Annotated in this window: 21 protein-coding genes and 1 riboswitch; of the genes, 8 read left to right on the top strand and 13 right to left on the bottom strand. The window is 34.8% G+C overall.

Going from position 1 to position 23,124, the window contains the following annotated elements; all coding sequences use genetic code 11:
* Positions 1-93 precede the first annotated feature (93 nt).
* The 3 genes from MHH69_RS00330 to MHH69_RS00320 all read left to right on the top strand — a co-directional run bounded on the left by MHH69_RS00330 (position 94) and on the right by MHH69_RS00320 (position 2,328).
* Positions 94-1,287 carry an ornithine--oxo-acid transaminase gene (locus MHH69_RS00330; RefSeq protein ID WP_122971979.1) on the top strand — a complete coding sequence of 398 codons (1,194 nt, stop codon included), beginning with the start codon at positions 94-96 and terminating at the stop codon, positions 1,285-1,287.
* Between the two features lie 96 nt (positions 1,288-1,383).
* Positions 1,384-1,938 carry a DUF1273 domain-containing protein gene (locus MHH69_RS00325; protein WP_341361446.1) on the top strand — a complete coding sequence of 185 codons (555 nt, stop codon included), beginning with the start codon at positions 1,384-1,386 and terminating at the stop codon, positions 1,936-1,938.
* Between the two features lie 78 nt (positions 1,939-2,016).
* Complete coding sequence (locus tag MHH69_RS00320) at positions 2,017-2,328, top strand: hypothetical protein (RefSeq protein ID WP_122971977.1); 312 nt, start codon at positions 2,017-2,019, stop codon at positions 2,326-2,328.
* 95 nt (positions 2,329-2,423) lie between these two features.
* On the opposite strand, the gene MHH69_RS00315 is transcribed toward MHH69_RS00320, so the two are convergent.
* Together MHH69_RS00315 and MHH69_RS00310 are read right to left on the bottom strand one after the other, a co-directional pair.
* Positions 2,424-2,648, bottom strand: coding sequence for a sulfurtransferase TusA family protein (locus MHH69_RS00315; protein ID WP_122971976.1), 225 nt, complete (start codon positions 2,646-2,648; stop codon positions 2,424-2,426).
* A 24-nt stretch (positions 2,649-2,672) separates the two neighbouring features.
* Entirely contained in the window at positions 2,673-3,746 is a 1,074-nt protein-coding gene (locus MHH69_RS00310; RefSeq protein ID WP_341361445.1) for a YeeE/YedE family protein, read from the bottom strand.
* A 350-nt stretch (positions 3,747-4,096) separates the two neighbouring features.
* On the opposite strand from MHH69_RS00310, the gene fumC reads away from it, so the two are divergent.
* Both fumC and MHH69_RS00300 read left to right on the top strand, forming a co-directional pair.
* Positions 4,097-5,488, top strand: coding sequence for a class II fumarate hydratase (fumC, locus tag MHH69_RS00305; RefSeq protein ID WP_122971974.1), 1,392 nt, complete (start codon positions 4,097-4,099; stop codon positions 5,486-5,488).
* A gap of 129 nt (positions 5,489-5,617) precedes the next feature.
* On the top strand, positions 5,618-6,568 hold the full coding sequence (locus tag MHH69_RS00300; RefSeq protein WP_341361444.1) for a carbohydrate kinase family protein: 951 nt from the start codon (positions 5,618-5,620) through the stop codon (positions 6,566-6,568).
* Positions 6,569-6,613: 45 nt separating this feature from the next.
* Here MHH69_RS00300 and MHH69_RS00295 read toward each other — a convergent pair whose 3' ends face one another.
* From MHH69_RS00295 to MHH69_RS00280, 4 genes are all read right to left on the bottom strand, one after another.
* A complete protein-coding gene (locus MHH69_RS00295; protein WP_341361443.1) occupies positions 6,614-7,915 on the bottom strand; it encodes a nucleobase:cation symporter-2 family protein in 1,302 nt (433 codons plus the stop codon).
* 35 nt (positions 7,916-7,950) lie between these two features.
* Positions 7,951-8,523 (bottom strand): xanthine phosphoribosyltransferase, encoded by a 573-nt coding sequence (locus tag MHH69_RS00290; protein ID WP_341361442.1) that lies wholly within the window; start codon positions 8,521-8,523, stop codon positions 7,951-7,953.
* Between the two features lie 136 nt (positions 8,524-8,659).
* Positions 8,660-8,761, bottom strand: a riboswitch (purine riboswitch).
* Between the two features lie 180 nt (positions 8,762-8,941).
* Positions 8,942-9,622, bottom strand: a complete 681-nt coding sequence (locus MHH69_RS00285; RefSeq protein ID WP_341361441.1) for a hypothetical protein — start codon at positions 9,620-9,622, stop codon at positions 8,942-8,944.
* Positions 9,623-9,753: 131 nt separating this feature from the next.
* A complete protein-coding gene (locus tag MHH69_RS00280) occupies positions 9,754-11,202 on the bottom strand; it encodes an amino acid permease (protein WP_122973699.1) in 1,449 nt (482 codons plus the stop codon).
* A 235-nt stretch (positions 11,203-11,437) separates the two neighbouring features.
* On the opposite strand from MHH69_RS00280, the gene MHH69_RS00275 reads away from it, so the two are divergent.
* Positions 11,438-12,649 carry a CynX/NimT family MFS transporter gene (locus tag MHH69_RS00275; protein WP_341361440.1) on the top strand — a complete coding sequence of 404 codons (1,212 nt, stop codon included), beginning with the start codon at positions 11,438-11,440 and terminating at the stop codon, positions 12,647-12,649.
* A 73-nt stretch (positions 12,650-12,722) separates the two neighbouring features.
* Positions 12,723-13,277 carry a restriction endonuclease gene (locus MHH69_RS00270; RefSeq protein ID WP_341361439.1) on the top strand — a complete coding sequence of 185 codons (555 nt, stop codon included), beginning with the start codon at positions 12,723-12,725 and terminating at the stop codon, positions 13,275-13,277.
* A gap of 95 nt (positions 13,278-13,372) precedes the next feature.
* Here MHH69_RS00270 and MHH69_RS00265 read toward each other — a convergent pair whose 3' ends face one another.
* Together MHH69_RS00265 and MHH69_RS00260 are read right to left on the bottom strand one after the other, a co-directional pair.
* Complete coding sequence (locus tag MHH69_RS00265; RefSeq protein ID WP_122973393.1) at positions 13,373-14,095, bottom strand: cytochrome c biogenesis CcdA family protein; 723 nt, start codon at positions 14,093-14,095, stop codon at positions 13,373-13,375.
* A 218-nt stretch (positions 14,096-14,313) separates the two neighbouring features.
* On the bottom strand, positions 14,314-15,387 hold the full coding sequence (locus tag MHH69_RS00260; protein ID WP_341361438.1) for a nitric oxide synthase oxygenase: 1,074 nt from the start codon (positions 15,385-15,387) through the stop codon (positions 14,314-14,316).
* Between the two features lie 586 nt (positions 15,388-15,973).
* On the opposite strand from MHH69_RS00260, the gene MHH69_RS00255 reads away from it, so the two are divergent.
* The gene (locus MHH69_RS00255; RefSeq protein ID WP_341361437.1) at positions 15,974-17,470 is read left to right on the top strand and encodes a catalase; all 1,497 of its coding nucleotides are present in this window, start codon (positions 15,974-15,976) and stop codon (positions 17,468-17,470) included.
* A gap of 90 nt (positions 17,471-17,560) precedes the next feature.
* Here MHH69_RS00255 and MHH69_RS00250 read toward each other — a convergent pair whose 3' ends face one another.
* From MHH69_RS00250 to MHH69_RS00230, 5 genes are all read right to left on the bottom strand, one after another.
* Complete coding sequence (locus tag MHH69_RS00250) at positions 17,561-18,490, bottom strand: AEC family transporter (protein ID WP_341361436.1); 930 nt, start codon at positions 18,488-18,490, stop codon at positions 17,561-17,563.
* A 190-nt stretch (positions 18,491-18,680) separates the two neighbouring features.
* The gene (locus tag MHH69_RS00245) at positions 18,681-19,622 is read right to left on the bottom strand and encodes a S8 family peptidase (RefSeq protein WP_341361435.1); all 942 of its coding nucleotides are present in this window, start codon (positions 19,620-19,622) and stop codon (positions 18,681-18,683) included.
* A 7-nt stretch (positions 19,623-19,629) separates the two neighbouring features.
* Positions 19,630-19,917 (bottom strand): hypothetical protein, encoded by a 288-nt coding sequence (locus tag MHH69_RS00240; protein ID WP_122973388.1) that lies wholly within the window; start codon positions 19,915-19,917, stop codon positions 19,630-19,632.
* Between the two features lie 16 nt (positions 19,918-19,933).
* Positions 19,934-21,658, bottom strand: a complete 1,725-nt coding sequence (locus MHH69_RS00235) for an ABC transporter ATP-binding protein (protein ID WP_122973387.1) — start codon at positions 21,656-21,658, stop codon at positions 19,934-19,936.
* A 23-nt stretch (positions 21,659-21,681) separates the two neighbouring features.
* Complete coding sequence (locus MHH69_RS00230; protein WP_341361434.1) at positions 21,682-23,028, bottom strand: lanthionine synthetase C family protein; 1,347 nt, start codon at positions 23,026-23,028, stop codon at positions 21,682-21,684.
* Between the last annotated feature and the right edge of the window lie 96 nt (positions 23,029-23,124).

Genomic DNA, 23,124 nt, shown 5'->3' with positions numbered 1-23,124 from the left:
TCAAATGAAAAGGAATAGTAGAGCCGAATTTGTATTGATTCTTATAAGGAATATCAATGGTATTTTTACAATTCGATTCAAGGGGGAATAGAAATGACTTCAAAATCAACGAGCGTTATTGAATTAACAGAGAATCTGGGTGCTCACAATTACCACCCACTTCCAATTGTTATTTCAGAAGCTGAAGGGGTTTGGGTGAAAGACCCTGAAGGACATCAATATATGGATATGCTTTCCGCTTATTCAGCATTAAATCAAGGTCACCGTCACCCTAAAATTATAAAAGCATTAATTGATCAAGCAAACCGCGTAACGTTAACATCTCGAGCATTCCACAACGATCAACTTGGTCCTTGGTATGAGAAATTAACGAAAATGACTGGTAAAAACATGGTTTTACCTATGAATACCGGTGCAGAAGCGGTTGAATCTGCCATTAAAGTCGCTCGTCGTTGGGCATATGATATAAAAGGCGTAGAAGCAAATAAAGCAGAAATTATCGGCTGTAATGGGAATTTCCACGGACGTACAATGGGGGCTGTTTCCTTATCTTCTGACAAAGAATATCAACGTGGTTTCGGTCCAATGTTAGAAGGATTTAAACTTATTCCTTATGGTGATGCGGATGCCCTTAAAGCTGCGATTACTCCAAACACAGCAGCTTTCATCGTTGAACCTATTCAAGGAGAAGCTGGTATTGTAATGCCTCCAAAAGGCTTCTTAAAAGCAGCTGAACAAATATGTAAAGAAAAAAATGTTTTATTCGTTACGGATGAAATTCAAACAGGTCTTGCCCGTACTGGGAAAATGTTTGCGCATCAATGGGAAGAAGTAACTCCAGATATTATCATTCTAGGTAAAGCCCTCGGTGGCGGTGTTATGCCTATATCTGCTGTGGTAGCAAATAGTGATATACTTGGTGTTTTAAATCCAGGTTCCCACGGTTCAACATTCGGAGGTAACCCACTTGCTTGCGCCGTGTCTCTCGCTTCTTTAGAAGTACTTGAAGAAGAAAAATTAACGGAACGGTCATTAGAATTAGGTAACTACTTCCAAGAACAATTACGTTCCATCAACCATCCAACAATTAAAGAAGTTCGTGGTAGTGGTTTATTTATCGGTGTGGAACTAACAGAACCTGCCCGTAAATATTGTGAGCAATTAATGGGGTTAGGACTATTATGTAAGGAAACCCATGACTATGTCATTCGATTTGCCCCACCTTTAGTCATTACAAAAGAAGAAATTGATTGGGCACTTGAAAAAATTAGAGCTGTATTTGCTTAAAATAAATAGAATGTAAAGAAGGTATTCGGATTATTTCCGAATACCCTCTTTTTTAAGTTAAGATACATAGTATATAAATTTTTAGGAGAGAGTAAAATGCAAACGATTTATGTTACTGGATATCGCCCCCACGAACTTGGAATTTTTAACGATCGTCATCCTGGAATACCGATTATTAAAAAGGCAATTGAAAATGAACTAAGAATATTACTAGAGGATGGTCTTGAATGGGTGGTCATTAGCGGCCAACAAGGTGTAGAAACATGGACAGCTGAAGTCATAATCGAACTAAAAAAGGAATATGATAATATAAAATACTCGATTATTACCCCATTTTTAGAACAAGAGAAAAATTGGAACGAACAAAAGCAACTGAAATATCAATATATTGTTAGCCACGCTGATTTTGTGACAAGCGTAACGAAACGTCCCTATGAAGCACCTTGGCAATTCATTGAAAAGGACAAGTTTATTATTCAAAATACAGACAGCTTACTATTAATTTACGATGAAGAAAATGAAGGCTCTCCTAAATACGTAAAAAACCTAGCACAAAAGTACGCCGATTTGCATAACTATAACATAATAGAAATAAATGCTTATGATCTTCAAGTAATTGCTGAGGAAATGCAGAGGGAAGATTGGCAATAAATAATTTACTTAATTTTCAGATATTTGTAAGCATTTTTTGCTATAATAAAAATGATTATTTGTAAAGGAGCTGTTGCTATGGAAAAAATCAGACTGGTAAATGAACCAAAACCAATCAATGTACCCCACCATACTTATAAAAGAGAATGTTGTTACACGCGGGGTGTTCATATTCCCCATGAAGACTTTGTAGAAATATTGGATCATATGTCCCACGACATAAAACTTTATTTTGATTTCCATAATCCTGGAAAACAAATTGCCCCTGGTACGTATTTAAATGGCTACTCTGGCCTTGCAAGAAGCATTATAAATTACTACCAAAATATTAAAAAATTAAGTGTAGATGGTTTAAATAACGGCAAAGATTTTTATGTGAAAATTATTTAATACTTTTTGAGGTGACAAAAAAGTGAATATCAATTAAAAACACCGCCTGTTGTGAGCTAAGAAGCTTCGCTGACAAGCGGTGTTTAAATTTATCTTTATTTCTTTTGAATTGAAATGGACCAAGCAGCTTCATCAATTTGTTCAAAATTTGTTACTGTGTGACCTGCTTCAGCAGCCCAGCGTGGAATCGATTCCGTACCTTGTGTACAATCGAACTCTACCACTAATTCGTCCCCAGAGTTAATTTCTTCAATCGCTTGTTGTGCTTCGATTAAAGGGAATGGGCAAACCATACCTTTTACTTCTAATTTCTTTTGCATGTAAAAGTCCTCCTTAATATAAGATTATGCAGGTGTAACTTGTTCTTTTAATTTTGCAGCCATCGCTTTTTGGCGTGGACGGACAAAGACGAAATATGATGCAGTCCATGTACCTAAAATCATAAAGACAAGTCCAATCCAACCTTGCCATGTCATCATAGCAGTCATTACTAAACCGTTCCCGATGGAGCATCCACCAGCAAGACTTGCACCGACACCCATCAAATTACCACCGATAAAACTATTAATACCTGTTTTTACATCAGGCATTCTGAAACGGAACTCTTTACTTGCTTTAGCAGCAATAAATGAACCCGCGAAGATTCCTAACACTAAAAATACGCCCCAGTTAAGGAAACCTTCATCTCCTGTTGTTAAGTATTGTAAAATGTTAGCAGAAGGTGTAGTAATCCCTAATCCAAATACGCGTCCTGTTGCTGCACTTAATGGCCATGCGATGAATGCAATAATACCGATTAAAGTAGCAGTAACGAAGGGATTCCAACGTTTTTCAAATAATATATGTGCTAATCCAGTACGTTTTGGTTTCAATGATGGAATAGCTACTTTTGGTTTCGTTAATTGTTTATATAAAATAAACGCTACGATTAAAACAAATGGAACAATAATAAACCAATGATTAATGCCAAATGTTTCAGCAATTGAGTTTTTAGGTAATACAGTACTTTGTTGCATTTGTTGATTAAACGGACCAAATACACCTGTACGCATCATTGTACTCATTAACATATATCCAGCTAATGCGATCCAACTTCCTATTAATCCTTCGCCTGCACGATACCAAGTTCCAGTTGCACATCCGCCGGCTAAAATAATACCAATCCCAAAAATAAAGGACCCAATAATGACTGATAAAATTGGTAAAGAACCTGCTGAATATTCAAATACACCTAGATCGATTAATAAAAATACGCCTACGCTTTGTACTGCGATTGCAACTAATAACGCATAAAACATACGATTATCTTTTGCTATATACATATCACGGAATCCACCTGTTAAGCAAAAGCGGCCCCTTTGCATTACAAAACCTAACAATGCTCCACAAAGTAATCCGGTAATAATTAAGTATGTCATTTTTCTCACCTCTCACATTTAATTCTTAGTAAATCACTATGATTATAATACATTCCCTATTCATATGTTACAAGATTTATTTTTTTCCAGTCCACGAAAATAGGTCTATTTTAATATTTTTATAGTTATTACTTACAAACAAATAATTTGATAATTCCGAATGAAAAATATTGACATTCCCGTTGATAATGATTATCATTATCGTAGTAATACTACTTTTCGAGATGAACCCCTCAGAATTCTCGAATATTTCTTTTGAGTAATGGCAAATCTATTAAAGGTTTGCCATTTTGTGTTCTGTATACTATCTGATGTACACTGTACATATAATGAATAAAGGAGTTGATAGAATGGATTATCGTATTGAAAAAGACACTCTTGGAGAAGTACGAGTACCAGCGGATAAAATTTGGGGTGCTCAAACTCAACGAAGTAAAGAAAATTTCCAAATCGGGCAAGAAACAATGCCGATTGAAATTATCCGTGCCTTCGCAACATTAAAAAAAGCTGCCGCTATTACAAATGAAAAATTAGGAAAATTATCAAAAGCTAAAACCGAAGCAATTGTTACTGCTGCTGATGAAATCCTTTCAGGTAAATGGGACGATCAATTCCCCCTTGTCGTATGGCAAACTGGTAGTGGTACACAATCCAATATGAATGTAAATGAAGTAATCGCTTACCGTGCAAATCAATTGTTGGAAGCACAAGGCGTTACGGAACGGGTTCATCCAAATGATGATGTAAATAAATCCCAAAGTTCAAACGATACATTCCCAACTGCCTTACATATCGCTGCAGTGGAAATGGTTGAAAACTATTTAATGCCTCGACTTCAATTATTAAAGGCCACTTTCAAAGAAAAGTCAGAGCAATTTAAAGATATTATAAAAATCGGTCGTACCCATTTACAAGATGCGACACCATTAACATTAGGTCAAGAAATTAGCGGATGGCACCACATGCTTGTGAAATCAGAAAAAATGATTATGGTTAACACACAATTTTTAAAAGACCTTGCAATTGGTGGTACTGCAGTAGGGACTGGAATCAATGCTCACCCTAAATTTGGTGATATGGTTGCCGAGGAAATTAGCCATTTAACTGGTATAACATTTGCTTCCTCTGAAAATAAATTCCATGCGTTAACATCCCATGATGAAATTGTTTCTGCCCATGGCGCATTAAAAGCACTAGCAGCAGACTTAATGAAAATCGCCAATGATGTTCGTTGGCTTGCTAGCGGACCTCGAAGTGGTATTGGTGAGATTACGATACCGGAAAATGAACCAGGAAGCTCTATTATGCCTGGTAAAGTGAATCCTACCCAAAGCGAAGCCATGACCATGGTTGTCACTCAAGTAATAGGTAACGATGCTACTATCGCCTTTGCTGCTTCCCAAGGGAACTTTGAGCTAAACGTATTTAAACCGGTTATTATTTATAATTTCTTGCAATCTGCTCGCCTTCTTGCTGATGCGATGAAATCATTCAATGATAACTGTGCAATTGGCATCGAACCAAATATAGAAGTTCTTGAGCGCAATTTAGAAAATTCATTGATGCTAGTCACTGCATTAAACCCATATATCGGTTATGAGAATGCGGCGAAAATTGCAAAGAAAGCCCATAAAGAAGGAACTACTTTAAAAGAAGCAGCTATTTCTTTAGGTCTTTTAACTGAAGAACAATTTGAAGAATATATCGATCCAAAGAAAATGATTTATCCTAACGCAGAATAAGTTTATATTTCTCATTAGTGTCCCAGGTAGTTTTGGGACACTTTTTAATTAATTGAAGAATATAACTTATCGATTTACTAAAGATAACTTTATAATGAAATAAAACTACTAAAAGTTAGGAGCTTTACAATGAATCAACCTATCTTATGTATAGGCGAATTGCTTATCGATTTTTTTAGTAACGAAGTGAATACAACATTAGTAGAAACTCAAACATTTACGAAAAAAGCCGGTGGAGCTCCAGCAAATGTCTGTGTAGCTATTGCAAAGTTAGGTGGAGAAGCTTTCTTTTGTGGTAAAGTTGGTGATGATCCCTTTGGAGAATTTTTATCGGAGACCCTCGTTCGTGAAAACGTCCATACGGATCTATTAGTAAAAGACCCTTCCCACTCTACTACCCTTGCCTTTGTTTCGTTACAAAAGGATGGCCAACGAGACTTTGTTTTCAATCGGGGAGCCGATGCTTATTTAACTACAGAAGATGTGCCAAATAAATTCTTTAAAGAAATGAACATTGTTCACTTTGGTTCAGCTACTGCCCTCCTTCCAGGACAATTACAGGAAACTTATAAAAAGATACTAGTAGATTCAAAGGAAAACAACAGCTATATTTCCTTTGATCCTAATTTTAGATCTGACTTATGGAGCGGACAAGAAAAGCAATTTATCCAATTAGCCAATGAATTCATTTCCAACTGTGATTTTTTAAAGGTTAGTGATGAGGAACTTTATCTATTAACAAATGAACAAGAAATAGCAAAAGCCGTTACCGTACTTCATCAGTTTGGCGCGAAAAGTATTGCTGTTACTTTAGGAAAAGAAGGTACATATTTTTCCTATAACGGTAAATCAACAACAATTCCTAGCATACCCGTTCAAGCTATTGATACGACTGGTGCTGGCGATGCATTTGTTGGGGCAGTATTATACCAATTAGGTAAAGTAAATAACCCTCATAACTTAACCTTTGACGAATGGCATACGATTATTTCTTTCGCCAATAAAGTCGGCGCGAAAGTTTGTGAAAAAGTAGGTGCCATCGAAGCATTACCAACTTTGGATGAACTAGAAAAATTTTAAGCAAAAAAGAGGGTCGACCCAATATTTTAGGGTCGCCCTCTTCTACTAATCTACTTTTATTGTTTGCGTATGCATTGGATCCTCTTTTTTTATGCCAATCATGTTAAACACAATGTTCAAAATAATAGCTGTAATCGATCCGCAAACAATTCCGTTGGATGTTAAAACGGAAATACTAGATGGTAATACCGCAAAGATTTCAGGTACCATAATTACTCCCCCACCAAGACCGATGGAAATAGCAGCTACCATTGCATTCTCTGGTGAGCGCATAATTTCAGGAGCTAACATCGTAATCCCTTGCGTTACTACCATACCGAACATCGCCAGCATCGCACCACCTAAAACAGCTGTTGGAATAATTGTAGTCAGTGCAGCTACTTTTGGTAAGAATCCTAATAATACGAGTAAAATTCCTGTTACAAAAATAACTCTTCGTTCTTTTACCCCTGTCATTTTGATTAACCCGACATTTTGGGAAAACGTTGTATATGGAAATGCATTAAAAATTCCTCCAATAATGGAAGCTAAACCTTCAGAACGGTATCCGCGAGATAAATCCTTAGAATTAATTGGTATTTTCGTAATATCGCTTAACGCAAAGTATACTCCCGATGACTCTACTAAAGAAACCATTGCAACAAGGGTCATCGTAATAATAGCACTTACATCAAAGGTTGGTGTTCCAAAATAGAACGGTTCGACCATATGTAACCAAGATGCCTCATTTACTGGAGAGAAATCAACTTTCCCTAAAAAGGCAGCAATAATTGTACCAACTACTAAACCTAATAGAATGGAAATAGAACGGATGAATCCAGTAGTGAAACGATAAATGAGTAAAATAATAATTAACGTAAGGATAGCCAAAGTAATGTTTGATGCAGAACCGAAATCAGCCGCTCCTTGCCCACCACCCATATTGTTCGTCGCCACTGGAATTAAGGAGATCCCGATAATTGTAACAACAGAACCTGTAACGATTGGCGGGAAAAACTTCACAAGCTTTCCGAATATCCCAGAAATTAATATAACGATAATTCCCGAAGCAATAATCGCTCCATAAATAGCTCCCACACCTTTGTCCGAACCAATGGCAATAATGGGACTTACTGCAGTAAAGGTACAACCTAACACGACTGGTAAGCCAATTCCGAAAAGTTTACCGCGCATTACTTGTACTATCGTTGCGATACCGCACATTAAAATATCGATTGCAACTAAATATGTCATCTGTTCCGTACTAAATTTTAATGCCCCACCGATAATAATTGGTACTAAAATGGCACCGGCATACATAGCAAGTAAATGTTGAATCCCTAGCGTTACAACTTTTGCTTTGTTCATTTGAACAAAATCCTCCTTAGTTTCTAATAGTTTTATTAATCAAAAAACTCAACTTGTCCATTTGCTAACGATTTAATATTGGCTAATGATTCAACACGAATGCCTTGTTCGCGTAAAAGTTGTCCACCTTGTTGGAATCCTTTTTCAATAACAATCCCTACTCCGATTACATTGGCCTCTGCCTGTTGTGCAATATCTAATAATCCTTTTACCGCTTCACCGTTTGCTAAAAAATCATCGATAATTAGCACATTATCATCTGGTGATAAGAAGTCTCTAGAAACCGAAATTTCATTCGTTTCATTTTTTGTAAAGGAATGTACTTTAGAAGAATAAAGATTGTCTGCTAAAGTTAGTGATTTTCTTTTACGGGCAAAAACAACAGGTGCCCCAATGACTAAACCTAACATAGTAGCTGGCGCAATACCTGAAGATTCAATCGTTAAAATTTTTGTAATGACATCATCTGAATAACGATTGGCAAATTCTTCACCAATTTCTTTCATCAATAAAGGATCAATTTGATGATTTAAAAAGGAGTCAACCTTTAAAACCGTCTCTGATAAAACTCGTCCTTCTTTAAGGATTTTATCTTTTAGTAATTGCATAAATGAAATTCCTTCCTTGTTTGTTTTTGAGCAAATAAAAAACTCGAAAAACTTATCCCGCTATGAGTGGAACAAGTCTTTCGAGTAAAATGTCGAAAGTTAATAGAATACGAAATTCCCCCTATAAGGGTACCGTAATCTAAACATTGCCTCTCATAGTCGACTTATTTACGGTAAGTCGGTAGAAACTTGCGAGCCATATCCTCGCCATTATATGAGTGAAAATATTAATAGCTTAATAGAAAAGCTAATTGTAAAGATTGTTAAGAATGTCCCAATTATAAACACGGATAAAATGAAATGCAATAACCCGCAAAATAATAAAACGATTCTAATTATTCGGAAATTAGACAAATTAGAAGGTATTTTCTAAACAATGTTCGCCTTTTAACCTTTTATTTCCTTCTTTAGATATAAATTAATGTAATAGCTGAGTAAGTGTAGATTTAATCTGTCTAAAGGAGTTTCCTTCTTTTCCAAAATACCCCATACTTCGACACACTAGAACATCTACAATGCCTCCATTGTTCAGCTGTAGCTTTGCTATTACACCCTTTCGCTCTAGATTAGCAACTGTTTCATTTATATCCTGTTCTCTCAACTCGACTAGTTGATGTTGGAATTGTTCAAAAAACAACTTATAAGCAGAGGCACCTTGAAGTACTAAAATGTTTGGTTCAAATTCATTGAGCACTTGTTGAAATACTTCAAACCCTTGAATATAAAGTGGGTGTTTGCTTTTTTTCAATTGCTTCAAATTATCCGGGTCCGAAATAAAACAGTTTACGCTAGATAAAGTAACTGACGCATTCAAATGTTCCTCTACCCATTTCGCAAAGTTTATAGACCCTTTATATTCACGGGACATCTCGTCATGGAATACATCATGAAATAATTTGCTATCGACTAAAGAATCTGCATAGATTTCGATATCACCTGCATCTAAATGAAAATGAAGTTCTGGTTTTGCCCCTACTAAAAAAACCTTTGATTTGTATGGGTTTCCATCTCCTTGAAAAGGTAAAAACGCAATACTATCGGACTTTTTGTCCACTGCCCAACTTTGTATTTTTTTTAAAAATCCTTTCGACACTGACATATCTCAACATCCTTTACTTAGCGCTACTTTAGTTTATTATGTCCATTATAACAAGGAAAGTCTTTCCCTAAAGATGTAATTTTTAATTCCTTAAACAATAAAAAATCGGCAAATTATTTTGCCGATTTTTCTTATTTATCGAAATCGTAATCCTTTAATGAGACAACCTTCGTTTTATGTTTGATTTTATATCCTATCCATAATGCTAAAAATAAAGGTATCCCAATATAGGAAACTGCTACGCCATACCAATCAATGGATCCACCGATAAATGCAGTGTAATTTTGTCCAACTATAACGATTATACAAACGACAAGTGCAAATAAAGGTCCGAATGGGTATAACTTCGCTTTATATGGCAATAAACTTAAATCACGACCTTGTAATTGGTACGCCTTACGGAAACGATAATGACTAATCGCAATCCCAATCCAAGCAAGAAAACCGGAAAGACCTGAAGCATTTAATAACCACATGTATACGGCACCATCGCCAAAGAAAGAAGATAAAAAGGCTAAACAACCGACTGCTAACGTAGCTAACAACGCATAAACCGGAATACCACGCTTACTTAACTTTGCAAAAATTTTCGGCGCTTTTCCATCCACTGCAAGCTGCCATAGCATACGTGAAGATGCATAAAGACCTGAATTACCCGCAGATAGCATGGCAGTTAATATAATCGCATTCATCACTGAAGCAGCGAAGGCAATTCCTAATTTATCGAACACTAACGTAAATGGTGACACAGCCACATCTTCAGAAAGTAAGCGTGAATCTGTATAAGGAATTAATAATCCGATTGCAAGAATAGCTAAAATATAAAAAAGTAAAATACGCCAGAAAACTGAACGAACAGCTATCGGAATGTTTTTTCCAGGGTCATCTGTTTCCCCAGCAGTAATTCCTAAAAGTTCAGTTCCTTGGAATGAGAATCCTGCCGCTAAAAAGATACCGAAAATAGCAAGGAATCCACCATTAAAAGGCGCATCTCCAACAAAAAAGTTTTCAAATCCTAATGGATCATGACCACCTAAAATGCCAAAAATCATTAAAAACGAAACAACGATAAAGACAATAACCGTTGCCACTTTGATCATGGCAAACCAATATTCACTTTCACCATAGGCTCTAACGGATAATAAGTTAAAAGTTAAAATGATAATTATAAATAGTACCGTCCAAAGAGCGGAAGAACTATTTGGAAACCAAAATTTCATAATGAGGGTTACGGCGGAGATTTCCGCTGCAATTGTTATCGCCCAGTTATACCAATAATTCCAACCCATGGCAAATCCGAAGGCCGGATCTACAAATTCCGTTGCATATGTACTAAATGAACCAGATGTCGGCATGTACGCGGCCATCTCCCCTAGACTTGTCATAAGGAAATAAACCATTATACCAATAAGAGCATATGCAATTAGCGCTCCACCTGGACCAGCTTGAGCTATGGAAGCTCCACTTGCTAAAAACAAGCCAGTCCCGATAGTTCCCCCAAGGGAAATCATGGTTATATGACGACTTTTCAAAGCCCTTTTTAGTTCAGGCTGATTTTGTTTTGATTCTTTGTCACTCATGTTGAAAATCTCCTTTAATATACGCATACATACAGTATGTACAATAATTCGATTACAAACTTACATGTTTAAAAAATAACAGCCATCACTTAAGGATGGCATTTTTAACTTTCATCACACTACCATAAACCTGGTAGAAGTTGTATGATAAAAATTAGCTCGTTTCATAGTTTAACATAAAAATTTATATTTTCTAATTTGTAGAATTTTCACATACATATTGGAGGGTCCAAAAATGACTACAAATAAAATTTCCCATCGAGAAAAAAAACTACATACCAATACGATACTTTTTGTCGTCGCAATTATTTTTTTCGCAAGTACATTAAGAACACCTTTAACTGGGGTTGGCCCTATTATTTCATTTATTCGGGATAGTCTTGGGATATCCAATGTATTGGCCGGCTTTTTGACAACTATTCCCCTTTTAGCCTTTGCCTTTGTTTCACCCTTTGTTCCACGCATTTCCCGTAAATTCGGCATGGAATGGACTTTATTTTACTCCATCATATTACTAACCATTGGTATTATTTTACGTTCCGTTGGAAGTACATCCCTTTTAATTATCGGAACCGTTTTAATCGGTGTTGCAATCGCTTTTGGAAATGTATTATTTCCAAGTTTTTTTAAAATGAAATTTCCTTTTCACATCGGTTTATTAACGGGTATCTACACTGTTTCAATGAATATTTCGGCAGCTGTAGCCCTAGGCATTAGCAATCCAATTGCGGCAAATTCAAACGTCGGTTGGCAAGGTGCATTAGCTGGTCCCATCGTCTTAACATTGATCACTTTAATCACTTGGATTCCCCTTCTCCGTGGAGAAAAAGTTGATTTAAATAACATTTCTAAAAATGGTACAACAAAGAGTGAATCTACCAAACTTTGGAAATCTCTATTGGCATGGGCTATTGCTGTTTCCATGGGTTTACAGTCCCTTATTTTTTACTGTTCTGCTGCTTGGTTACCAGAAATTTTAATCTCCCAAGGCTTTAGTGCAGACAAAGCCGGATGGATGACTTCTGTAATGCAAATGTCTCAAATTCCAATGACATTCCTTATTCCTATCATTGCTGAGAAATTACGCTCTCAACGGCCCATCGTTATCCTTTTCACTTTGTTTTATATTGTAGGCTTTTTCGGCGTATTTTTTGAATTTACTAATTTCACTATACTATGGATGATCTTAATTGGACTAGGTGGAGGCGCGTCCTTTGGTACCGTCGTCATGTTATTTACATTACGTACAAAAACCGCTTATGAGGCTGCCCAAATATCCGGATTTGCCCAATCAATTGGCTATTTACTTGCAGCTATAGGACCAGTATTATTCGGATTTTTACATGATATGGCCAATAGTTGGTATGTACCGAATGGTTTATTTATTATCGTTTCCATCGTTTTATGTATTTCTGCTTATATTAGTGCAAAAGATCGCTATTTATAGCACACTATACAAACATACGTACCCCTTTTATGTTACAATGATATAAATTGTTACATAAAAGGGGTTAACCATTTTGCGAAAGCGCAAAGAAAAAAAGAAAAAACAAATTAGAATATTTCCCATTATCATCCTTGCGATTATTGGATATTTAGGATGGTACTATACAAATACGTTTAATGGAGCAATTTTTGCGATAATCCTTTTTCTTCTCTTAATTATTAGTTTTAAAATTTGGCGGAAGACACGGGGTTATGCCAGATTAAGAAAAGCTGGTATTAAGGAAATCGATGAAATGACCGGTGAAGAATTTGAGGAATTTTTAGGTCACCTCTTCCAAAAGCGTGGATATAAAGTTTCCTATACAAAGGCTTCAAGTGATTACGGTGCAGATTTAATTCTTGAAGATCGAGATGATATTATCGCCGTCCAAGCTAAACGCTATTCCGGTTCTGTTGGTGTAAAGGCTGTACAAGAAATTATCGGTTCATTGAAAATGTATGATGCGACCGAAGCATGGGTTGTAACGAACAGCTATTTTACAAGACAAGCAGAGAAATTAGCCGAAACAAACGACGTGTATTTAATCGATCGAGACGAACTAATTGAAATGATTTTAAAGAAAAGATAAACAGTATACAAATCCAATAAATAAAAAAATCTGCTCTCTTAGCATTTTAAGGCAAGCAGATTTTTTTATTAGGTTCGAAAAAAGTTAAACAAATTTTAAAAACCTTGGAAATCACCAAATATAGGTTGAAGTAAAGCATTTATCATTGTGAATTTATCAAAATAAAGAATTACACCCATTAGGATCATGATTGCTCCACCTATTCGCATGATTGTCCCTGTATATTTTTTGATCCAAGTAAATTTTGTTGAGTAAAAAGCCATGAAAAGAAAAGGTACACTAAACCCTAAAATATATGCCGCCATATACCATAGGCCTTGGGAAGGATTTGTTCCAACAAGGGTTAAAGTGGCAGCTAAAATAGGACCTGTACAAGGTGTCCAACCGACAGCAAAGGCTAACCCAATGATTAATGAACCGAAATATCCTGCAGGCTTATGTTGAATATGAACTTTTCGTTCTTTCATAAAAAATTTCGGTTGTAAAATTCCAACTGTAATAAGACCAAAGATAATCATTAAAATGGCTCCGATTTGCCGAACTAAATCCCCATACTGAAAATACCAAGATTCAATAAAAGTAGCTCCTTCTGCAGTGCCAAAGCCTAAAACTAAATATATTATTGAAAAACCAAGTAAAAAACAAATTGTATGGAAGATCGCTTTCCTCTGCCCACTCATTTCTCCCTTTTGTATTTTATCCACACTTAAACCTGTTATATAAGATAAAAAGACAGGATATAGAGGAAATACACAGGGAGAAAGGAAAGTTAAAAGTCCTGCTCCAAAACATAGAAAAATGGATATATCCGCTTGCATTAGAAACCTCCACTAAGGGTGTTTTATTTATCAGAATGGCAAATTTTGTTACCACTAGTCATTATATCATCATTTCCTATATCTTTTTTATTTAATTCTATTAAGGTCCATTTACCGATCTCTTACTACCGTTTTCAGGAGGATTCAAATATCGAATGTTCACTATTGAAATAAGGCTAGAAAACATTGTCAAGCCCCTACATTTTAGATTCGTTAAACTAAAATGGCCTATTTTGATAAAAGTAATTTGGCTTCTTAATGAGGTTTTCTATTGGCTTATGGAAAATGTGTGTTGTAGCAGGAGACATCGGTGGAATTAACCATGACCAGTTGCCTGTTACCTTTCGATTCGCCTGTTCTTCTTGTTGCTCAAATAATTGAAATTGTTGGGCTGCTGTATGATGATCTACTATGCTGACACCATCCTCCTTAAAGGAATGAAGGACAGCCGTATTTAACTCAACAAGGGCCCGGTCTTTCCACAATGTCATATTGGAGTTCGTATCCAGCCCAATTGCTTCTGCAACTTTCGGCAACAAATGATAGCGATTAACATCCGCAAAATTCCGCGCCCCAATTTCCGTTCCCATATACCATCCATTAAAAGGTGCTGCTTTAAATTCTATTCCACCAATACTTAACTTCATATTAGAAACAATCGGCACAGCATACCATTTTAAATTTAACTTAGAAATTTGTTCATATTGGGGATGGCGTATTTCAACTTCTAGCACAGCTTCTTTCGGAATTTCAAATAGTGCTGGCTTATTATTTCCAACTTGAATGACGAGGGGCAATATATCAAAGGGTGTTCCCGCTCCCCTCCAGCCTAAGTCCATACAAACTTTCGTAAATGGAATCGAATCTGGATCTCCTACTGTCCCTCCGGATATTTCGTATCCGGCATAGCGAATTAATTGGTAATTCCATATTCTTACTTTATTTTCGTTAAAAATTGTTATAGTCGGTCTAATTTTCCCTTTATTTGTGGCAAATTGTATATGGCGGATAAGGGCAAAAAAGATTTCTTCAGCCGTTTCTAAATGCCGTTCATCAAAAACATGTAACGACTTCCAAAACAAACGCCCGATACAACGATTGCTATTTCTCCACGCGACCTTAGCACCGAAAAATAATTCCTCCGTAGTAGGGTTATAACTTCCGGCACGCTTTATATCATCCAATCGTTCATGCAACCAATCTTCTGATAAATCCGTTTCCTGTATATATAAACTTAAAAACTCTTCGGCGTCTTTTAGTTTTTTTCCTTTATGTTCATATGATGATGTCATGATTATGCTCCTCCATATCGTTATTTTAGAGGAACGAGTTTTAAAATCTCAATCAAGGTAAACTACCTTAAAAGATGTATTTTTTATATATGACTAACAATAGACATACTTTATAAAGAAAAGCTTTATCTACTAAATAAAGTTTCATTATCGTCCTTTCCATTTAAAGTTGCTATTTTCTTTCCAATTTACCTACTAATCTTATATAATGGAATTAAGAATGATAATGGAAAATCATCCTTTTAATTTTCAATTAGAACACCTTATTTTCAATAAGGGATGCCCTATTTTTTATTTTTTTGTAAATTCCGTATTATTTTTTATATAAGATTATTTACATTTTAATATAAATACCTCATAAATCAGATCCTTCAACCATACTAAAAACCCATACAAAGCAACATTTTCATTAATTAATCCAAACTTATATACAAATTTATCTTTACATATTAGGTTCATCATTCGTGCGAATTATTCGTTAAATAGACAAATTTCTTAAAAAGAATTATTATAATTTAGTAGCAATTATGATGTAGATTTGTTATAGTTACTATTGTAAAAGTTATAAAATTTAGGAGGTTTAAACATGACAAATAAAAACGATCAACGTTTAACTACTACTACTGGTGCTCCAGTTGTAAGTAATGACGATGTATTAACAGCAGGTCGTCGTGGCCCAATTCTTTTACAAGATGTTTTTCTAATCGAAAAATTAGCTAACTTTAACCGTGAAGTTATTCCAGAACGTCGTATGCACGCAAAAGGTTCAGGTGCATTTGGTACTTTCACTGTAACTCATGACATTACGAAATATACAAAAGCAAAAATCTTCTCTGAAGTTGGTAAGAAAACTGAAATGTTCGCTCGTTTCTCTACAGTAGCTGGTGAACGTGGTGCAGCAGATGCAGAACGCGATATCCGTGGTTTCGCTCTTAAATTCTACACTGAAGAAGGTAACTGGGATTTAGTTGGTAACAACACACCTGTATTCTTCTTCCGCGACCCATTACACTTCCCAGATTTAAACCACGTTGTAAAACGTGATCCAAAAACTAACATGCACAACGCTAATAGCAACTGGGATTTCTGGACTAGCCTACCAGAAGCATTACACCAAGTAACAATCGTAATGTCTGACCGTGGTATTCCAGATGGTTACCGTCACATGCACGGATTCGGTTCTCACACATACTCTATGATCAATGAAGCTGGTGAGCGAGTATATGTGAAATTCCATTTCCGCACAGAACAAGGTATTAAAAACTTAACAGATGAAGAAGCTGCAAAAGTAATCGGTCAAGACCGTGAGTCTGCTCAACGCGACTTATTCGAAGCGATCGAGCGCGGCGATTTCCCTAAATGGAAAATGTACATCCAAGTGATGACAGAAGAACAAGCTCGTAATCACAAAGATAACCCATTCGATTTAACAAAAGTTTGGTATAAATCTGAATATCCATTAATTCCTGTTGGTGAATTCGAATTAAACCGTAACCCAGAAAACTACTTCGCTGATGTAGAGCAAGCGGCATTCGCTCCATCTAACGTAGTTCCTGGTATTTCATTCTCACCTGACCGTATGTTACAAGCTCGTCTATTCGCTTATGCAGACGCAACTCGTTACCGTTTAGGTGTAAACCATTACCAAATTCCAGTAAACAAACCACGTTGCCCATTCATGGCTTACCACCGCGATGGTGCAATGCGTGTTGACGGCAATAACGGTAGTGCAATTTCTTACTACCCTAACAGCTACGGTGCACTACAAGCTCAACCACAATACAAAGATCCAGCTTTAGCTTTAGATGGTCCAGCTGATGTATATGATTTCCGTGAAGATGATAACAACTACTTCGAACAACCAGGTAAATTATTCAACTTAATGACAGCAGAAGAGCAACAACGTTTATTCGAAACAACTGCTGCAAACATGGAAGGCGTAGAAGAATTCATTAAACGTCGCCACATCCTACACTGCTACTTAGCTGATCCAGCTTATGGTGAAGGTGTAGCAAAAGCTATGGGTCTAACTTTAGATGGTATGGATCTTTCAAACCCATATTTAACTAAAGTAGGTCAATAATATAGTCAACTCCTTATAACAACTTTTCATTGATATCCAATCCAACAAACAAAGCTTCGTAATTCGGTACCGAATTACGAAGCTTTTATTTTAACCAAATAGAATTGTAGAAAGATAAATGACAAAGGTTACTGTTAAACAGCTGACGATTGTGGAGAATAAAACGGTTTGTGCTGCCGTATTTGACTCAATATCGTATTCAAGAGCAAGACTCGAACTGTTCCGAGATGTCGGGAATGAACTTGCAATTAACAATGATTGGGCCACTACCCCATCTAATTTCAGAAGGAAAATAATCAACAGTGCCACCGCTGGGCCAATTATTAATCTCGTAAAACAGCTAATAAGTATTGTTTTACGGAAAATCGTTTTCACTTCAATTTGTGATAACTGGGCTCCAAGGGTAATAAGGGCCAACGCTACAAAGCCATCTGATATATGATCAAGAGGTATCCGGATAGATTGGGGAATTTCAATATTTAGGACATTCAAAAGGATACCAATCACAAGAGCATGGACAATCGGCATTTTAAGAAAATCTTTTACAATTGCAACACCTGATTTTGTTGTAGAAATTAAATTATATAATCCATATGTATAGGTCGCCATATTTTGGAAAATGACTAGTATTACTTGTATAGCAACTCCTATTGGTTGGGTGGCAAAGACCATCTGAGCAACAGGAATACCATAATTTCCTGAGTTTATTAAGACAACACTATTTTTAAATACGGCTGACTCCATTCGATTTAACTTCAATAATTTCGCTATAAAATGACTTAAAAGCATCTGACTTCCAATGAAAAGACAAATAAACAATGCCACATGTCCTAATACCGACATTTGAATAGAAGTTTCATAGATATTAAGAAAAACGGCTATAGGCATAAAACAATAGGTAATTAACTGGGACATTGCTTTTAAATTAAAATTAAATTTCTTCTGTAATCCTACCCCTACCCCTAACAAGACAAGAATAGGGGCTACAATTTGGAAGAATATCATGGATAAGTAATTCATCGTTCTTCAAATCCTCTCGGTTTACTCTATTCAATTTACTTTTAAAAGTTCAAAAATGAATTTTAAATTAAAATACTACATTCAAAATTAAATAGTGAGAGATTGACCATTGATCAAATCCCTCACTATGATTATAAACCTAAAAACCCCTATATCCAATTTTTTCATTTTAGCTCTACTTTTTGTATTTTTACGTCCGATTGTAAATTGAATTTAAACTTTTGAATAAATTTATTTCTCCATGAAATGAATAATGCGGCTGCTGATTATTAGACTTATTATTGCATAAAATCGAATACAGATATTCCGTATTGAATATGGAATTCGTTAATTTAAAATAATTCGCCATTAAATATGCTATGCAGCCTGTTACATGGGCAGCAGCTATACTCGTCCCGTAACTAATACAATATCCTTTAGGAATACCTAAGTTATTATTTAAAGGGTCCATTGTTGTAAGATGAGTTGGGTAACAAGTGAGTATAGGGTCGTCTAGACTAAATTCACTTTGGTTCCAATCTCCACCTGGAGCAATAAAATCAACGGCTCCAAAATTAGAATAACTACTTTTTAAACCGTTACTATTGCTAGCTCCTATAAGGAAAACATTTTTATATTTAGTCGTAAAGTTTTTCGAAAGTTTTTTATTTTGATTGCCTGCTGCGATAACAATGATAACATTGTTTTTATTTGCTCTATCAAATACTTCACAAAAAAGTTCAATAAGTTCTTCACTTAATTTATCAAAAGGAATTGAGAGACTTAGATTAATCAAATTTACTTTACTTTTAATAGAGTGATTCATCGCCCTTAACAATTTGGAAACATCGTATGATAGATTATCCGTAATTTTATATACAATTAGTTCTACATTTGAATAACAACCCTGGATCACATTTTCTGCACATATAATTCCCGCTACCATCGTACCATGCCCTAAATTATCTGTTATATCTTGATTACCATTTGCAAAATTATATGAATCATTTAGATTTATTTTCCCATTAAATTCTGTATGCTTATAATCAATTCCACTATCAATTAAAGCAATTTTCGGCTTAAATGAATTGTTCTCTAAATGCAGGTTCTTTTTAATTTGTAATCGTTCAATATTCCATTGAAAACGTTCCATATTAAAGTTACTCTCCATTAGCAACTCCCTGTTTATAATTAGTGAAAAATTGCTCAATCTTTTTAGCTAATTGTTCTTTGTCTTCCGCCCTTTTAATAGGATGCTCTAAAATCAATTTTGACAGTTTTTCGTTGCCTTCGAAAAGTTCCTTATGCTCTTCATATAGCTTGTAAACTTCCGGATATTTCTTCGATAACTTATCCATTTTTGTATTTATTTTATGTTGAGGTGTTCCGAAACCTAAAGATGTATAAATTGAAAATGCAATATCAAAAAGTAAATCTAAAATAAACATTCTATCACCTCATAAATTAATCAAAAGATTGAGTTTGAACAAAATAGGAATATTTTTCATGACTACTCATCAGTTCATCATGGGTTCCAATACCCGTTATTACCCCATTATCTAAAAATATAATTTGATCTGCGTTTTTTACTGTCGACAAGCGATGGGCAATGATAAGCGTAGTTCGATCCTTTATTAAATTATTAATGGCTTCTTGCACGTACACTTCACTTTCACTGTCTAAACTTGAAGTAGCTTCATCTAAAAGGAGAATTTTAGGATCTCTAAATAATGCACGACCTATTGAAATTCTTTGTTTCTGTCCTCCCGATAGTTTCACACCACGTTCGCCAACTAATGTTTGATATTTATCTTTAAATTTTGCAATAAACTCTTCTGAATTTGAAATTTTTGCAATACGATGTAAATCCGCTTCTGTATAATTATTATCTATTCCATAAACTAAATTTTCTTCAATCGTTCCACCCATCAATGAACTTTCTTGCATTACATAACCAATCTGTTTTCTCCATTCATGTAATGGATATTCATTAATATTTACATTATGAAATGTTATCTCACCTTCCGACACTTGATATAGCCTTTCTAGTAAATAGAAAATGGTTGATTTTCCAGATCCAGAAGGTCCTACGATTGCGGTGATTTTTTGAGCTGGAATTTTAAAGTTTACATTTTTTAATACGATTTCCTCTTCGTTATAAGCAAAGGATACATTTTTAAATTCAATATCTCCTAAACTTTGTTCAATGTACTCATTATCATTATTTTGTTTGTTTTCAAGAAGTCGTTCTTTCTCTTCTAAATACAAATCATATAACTTCTTCGTTGCACCTTCTGTTTTCTTAAACTCAGTAAAGAAAGCAGATAATGAAGCCATTGGTGTAACCGCCTGAACTAAATAAAAAATAATAGCAACGAAGGTTCCTGCAGTTAACGTTCCGATTGAAATACGGTATACCCCATATCCAATAACTGAAAATAATACAAAAATTAAAGTAGAAGTAACAACAGGGGAAACTATCGATTGAATCTTCGCTTCCTTTAAGCTTAAATTATATAAATCTTTTAAACTCTTGTTCGCATTACTTAACTCTTTTTTTTCCGCGTTATAAACTTTCACAAGTCTTATTTCCGATAAAACTCGATTTAATAAACCAGTAAAATTCGCTAATGTGTCTTGTTTCTCCATTGCAATTTTATAAGTTAAATTACCGATTGGTATAATCACCACTAAAATAATAGGGATTGCGATAAAAATTAGCACTGTAAGTTTCCAGTCTAAAATGAATAACATCGTAATGGAGCCAACTATAATAATAACTTGAGAAATTAAATTAGTTAATTTTTCGGTTATGAAGTCATTAATCGTTTCTACATCATCAGTCATTCTGCTAATGACAACACCCGTTTCTGTTCGGTCGTAATAGGAAACGGGAAGCTTAATAATATTGGAAAAAATAGTTTCCCTTAATCCAAACATAATTTTACTTCCCAATAATTTTATTAAGTAGAACGAAGTACCACCGGCTAATCCGTTAATGGCAAAAATAACGATATATGTTATGACGTCTTTACTTGAAGCGCTATTATTCGTAAAAGCATCAATTAAATCTCTCGTTAAAATAGGTAAAGCTAAGGAGATAACCGCTGATGCAATAGAAAGGACAATGATTGTAAATAATAATGCTTTTGGCCATTTGACTAAATTTAGTAGTTTTAATAATGTCATAATATCTCCTTTACTTACTCAATCTAATCTAATAAAAATAATGCATCCCACTTTGTTTTTATTTGTTGTTGCTCAAGAAATAGTAGGGTTAAGTAAATACCCGAACTACCAGTTAGTAAACAATATTTATCCATTAAAATCACTTTTCCGTTATACTCCTCTACGTCTTTAAACCCAAATTTATACTTCGCATCATAGGAGGAAGTTAAACTATTTAACAATTGATTACTTAAAGTTGGTAAAACCTCGAAGTTTTTCATTATCTTCAGTTTTTTTATTGAAAATAATGTTCCGGCATATCCATGACAGATGCTTGGAGAAATTAGATTCATATGAATATTAGCTTCTTCATATGAATCTAAACAATTATTAGTAAATAATAATAGATTGTGATTATTTAACAATTCCGCAGCTGCTGATAAAGCATAAACAATCATTAAATCCCCATAACACCAACTTAAATTCAATTGATTTTCACTATATTGAATTTCCTTTTCTTCGAATAATTGTTCCCATTTTAATTTTTTCTCCCATACGAAACAATCGTTCCATGTAGATTTCGTATTATAGAACCATTCTGTTAATACTTTAATCGCCGGCTTTATATTCTCCTTCTTAAGCACTTTATAAAGTTTGATTAAAATTATTAATACGCCGCAAATTCCATGGGAGACACCTTGATTAAAATTACCAAGGCGATATTTTACTTTCTCCTCATTAAGAAATTGATTTTCAGCTTTAATTAACCAATTAGGGACTTTCCTGTCATTTTCAATATGATACTCGGCTAATTCGATAAAATAGTCCGTTATATCATATAGTAAAGGTAAATATTCCTTATGATCCATTTTGTAACTTAAAATATACTGAGTGATTCCTACTAGCCCCTCCATCAAGTCGAAATCAGTCATTTTCACATTATCGTTTGATAAATTTAGTTTAGCTTCATTTAATTTCTTCCGGATCTGTTCCTTTAAAACTTGATCGCAACTTTCAATAATATCACCATACATATCTTTATTCTGATTTAACGTTTCTAATACAAAACATACACCTGCTAGTCCTGACCAAAGACCAGGATTGTCAATAGATTCAATTCCTTTGCGATTAATCCCTAATTTCAAAATTTGATGGGCGTATAAAAGGTATTTCATATCCCCTGTTACTTGATACATTTCAGATAAAAATAAACAGTTCCCGATTAATCCGTTAGCAATATCGTAATATGAAAAGTTATAAAATAATTCACCAAAAGGGTGTTCAAGTTTTTGAAATTCCTCATTTGTATAATCAATGACACTTTTAATATCTCGAAAGTTTTCAGCATATGCAAACAAGCTTTCTTGTAATTTCATATCATTTTTTATCAATTATTTATCCTCATTTCTTACAGTTAGATTTACTAAAGGATTAAACCAACTTTGTAACTGTTATGTTGAGAAAAACTTTTAATATAGAAGAAAAAT

Origin of the sequence: Ureibacillus sp. FSL E2-3493 (assembly GCF_038077515.1) — a bacterium.
Classification (GTDB): Bacteria; Bacillota; Bacilli; order Bacillales_A; family Planococcaceae; genus Ureibacillus; species Ureibacillus halotolerans.
Note: the sequence above shows the minus strand (reverse complement) of the source record. Positions and strands in the feature narration are given on the sequence as shown.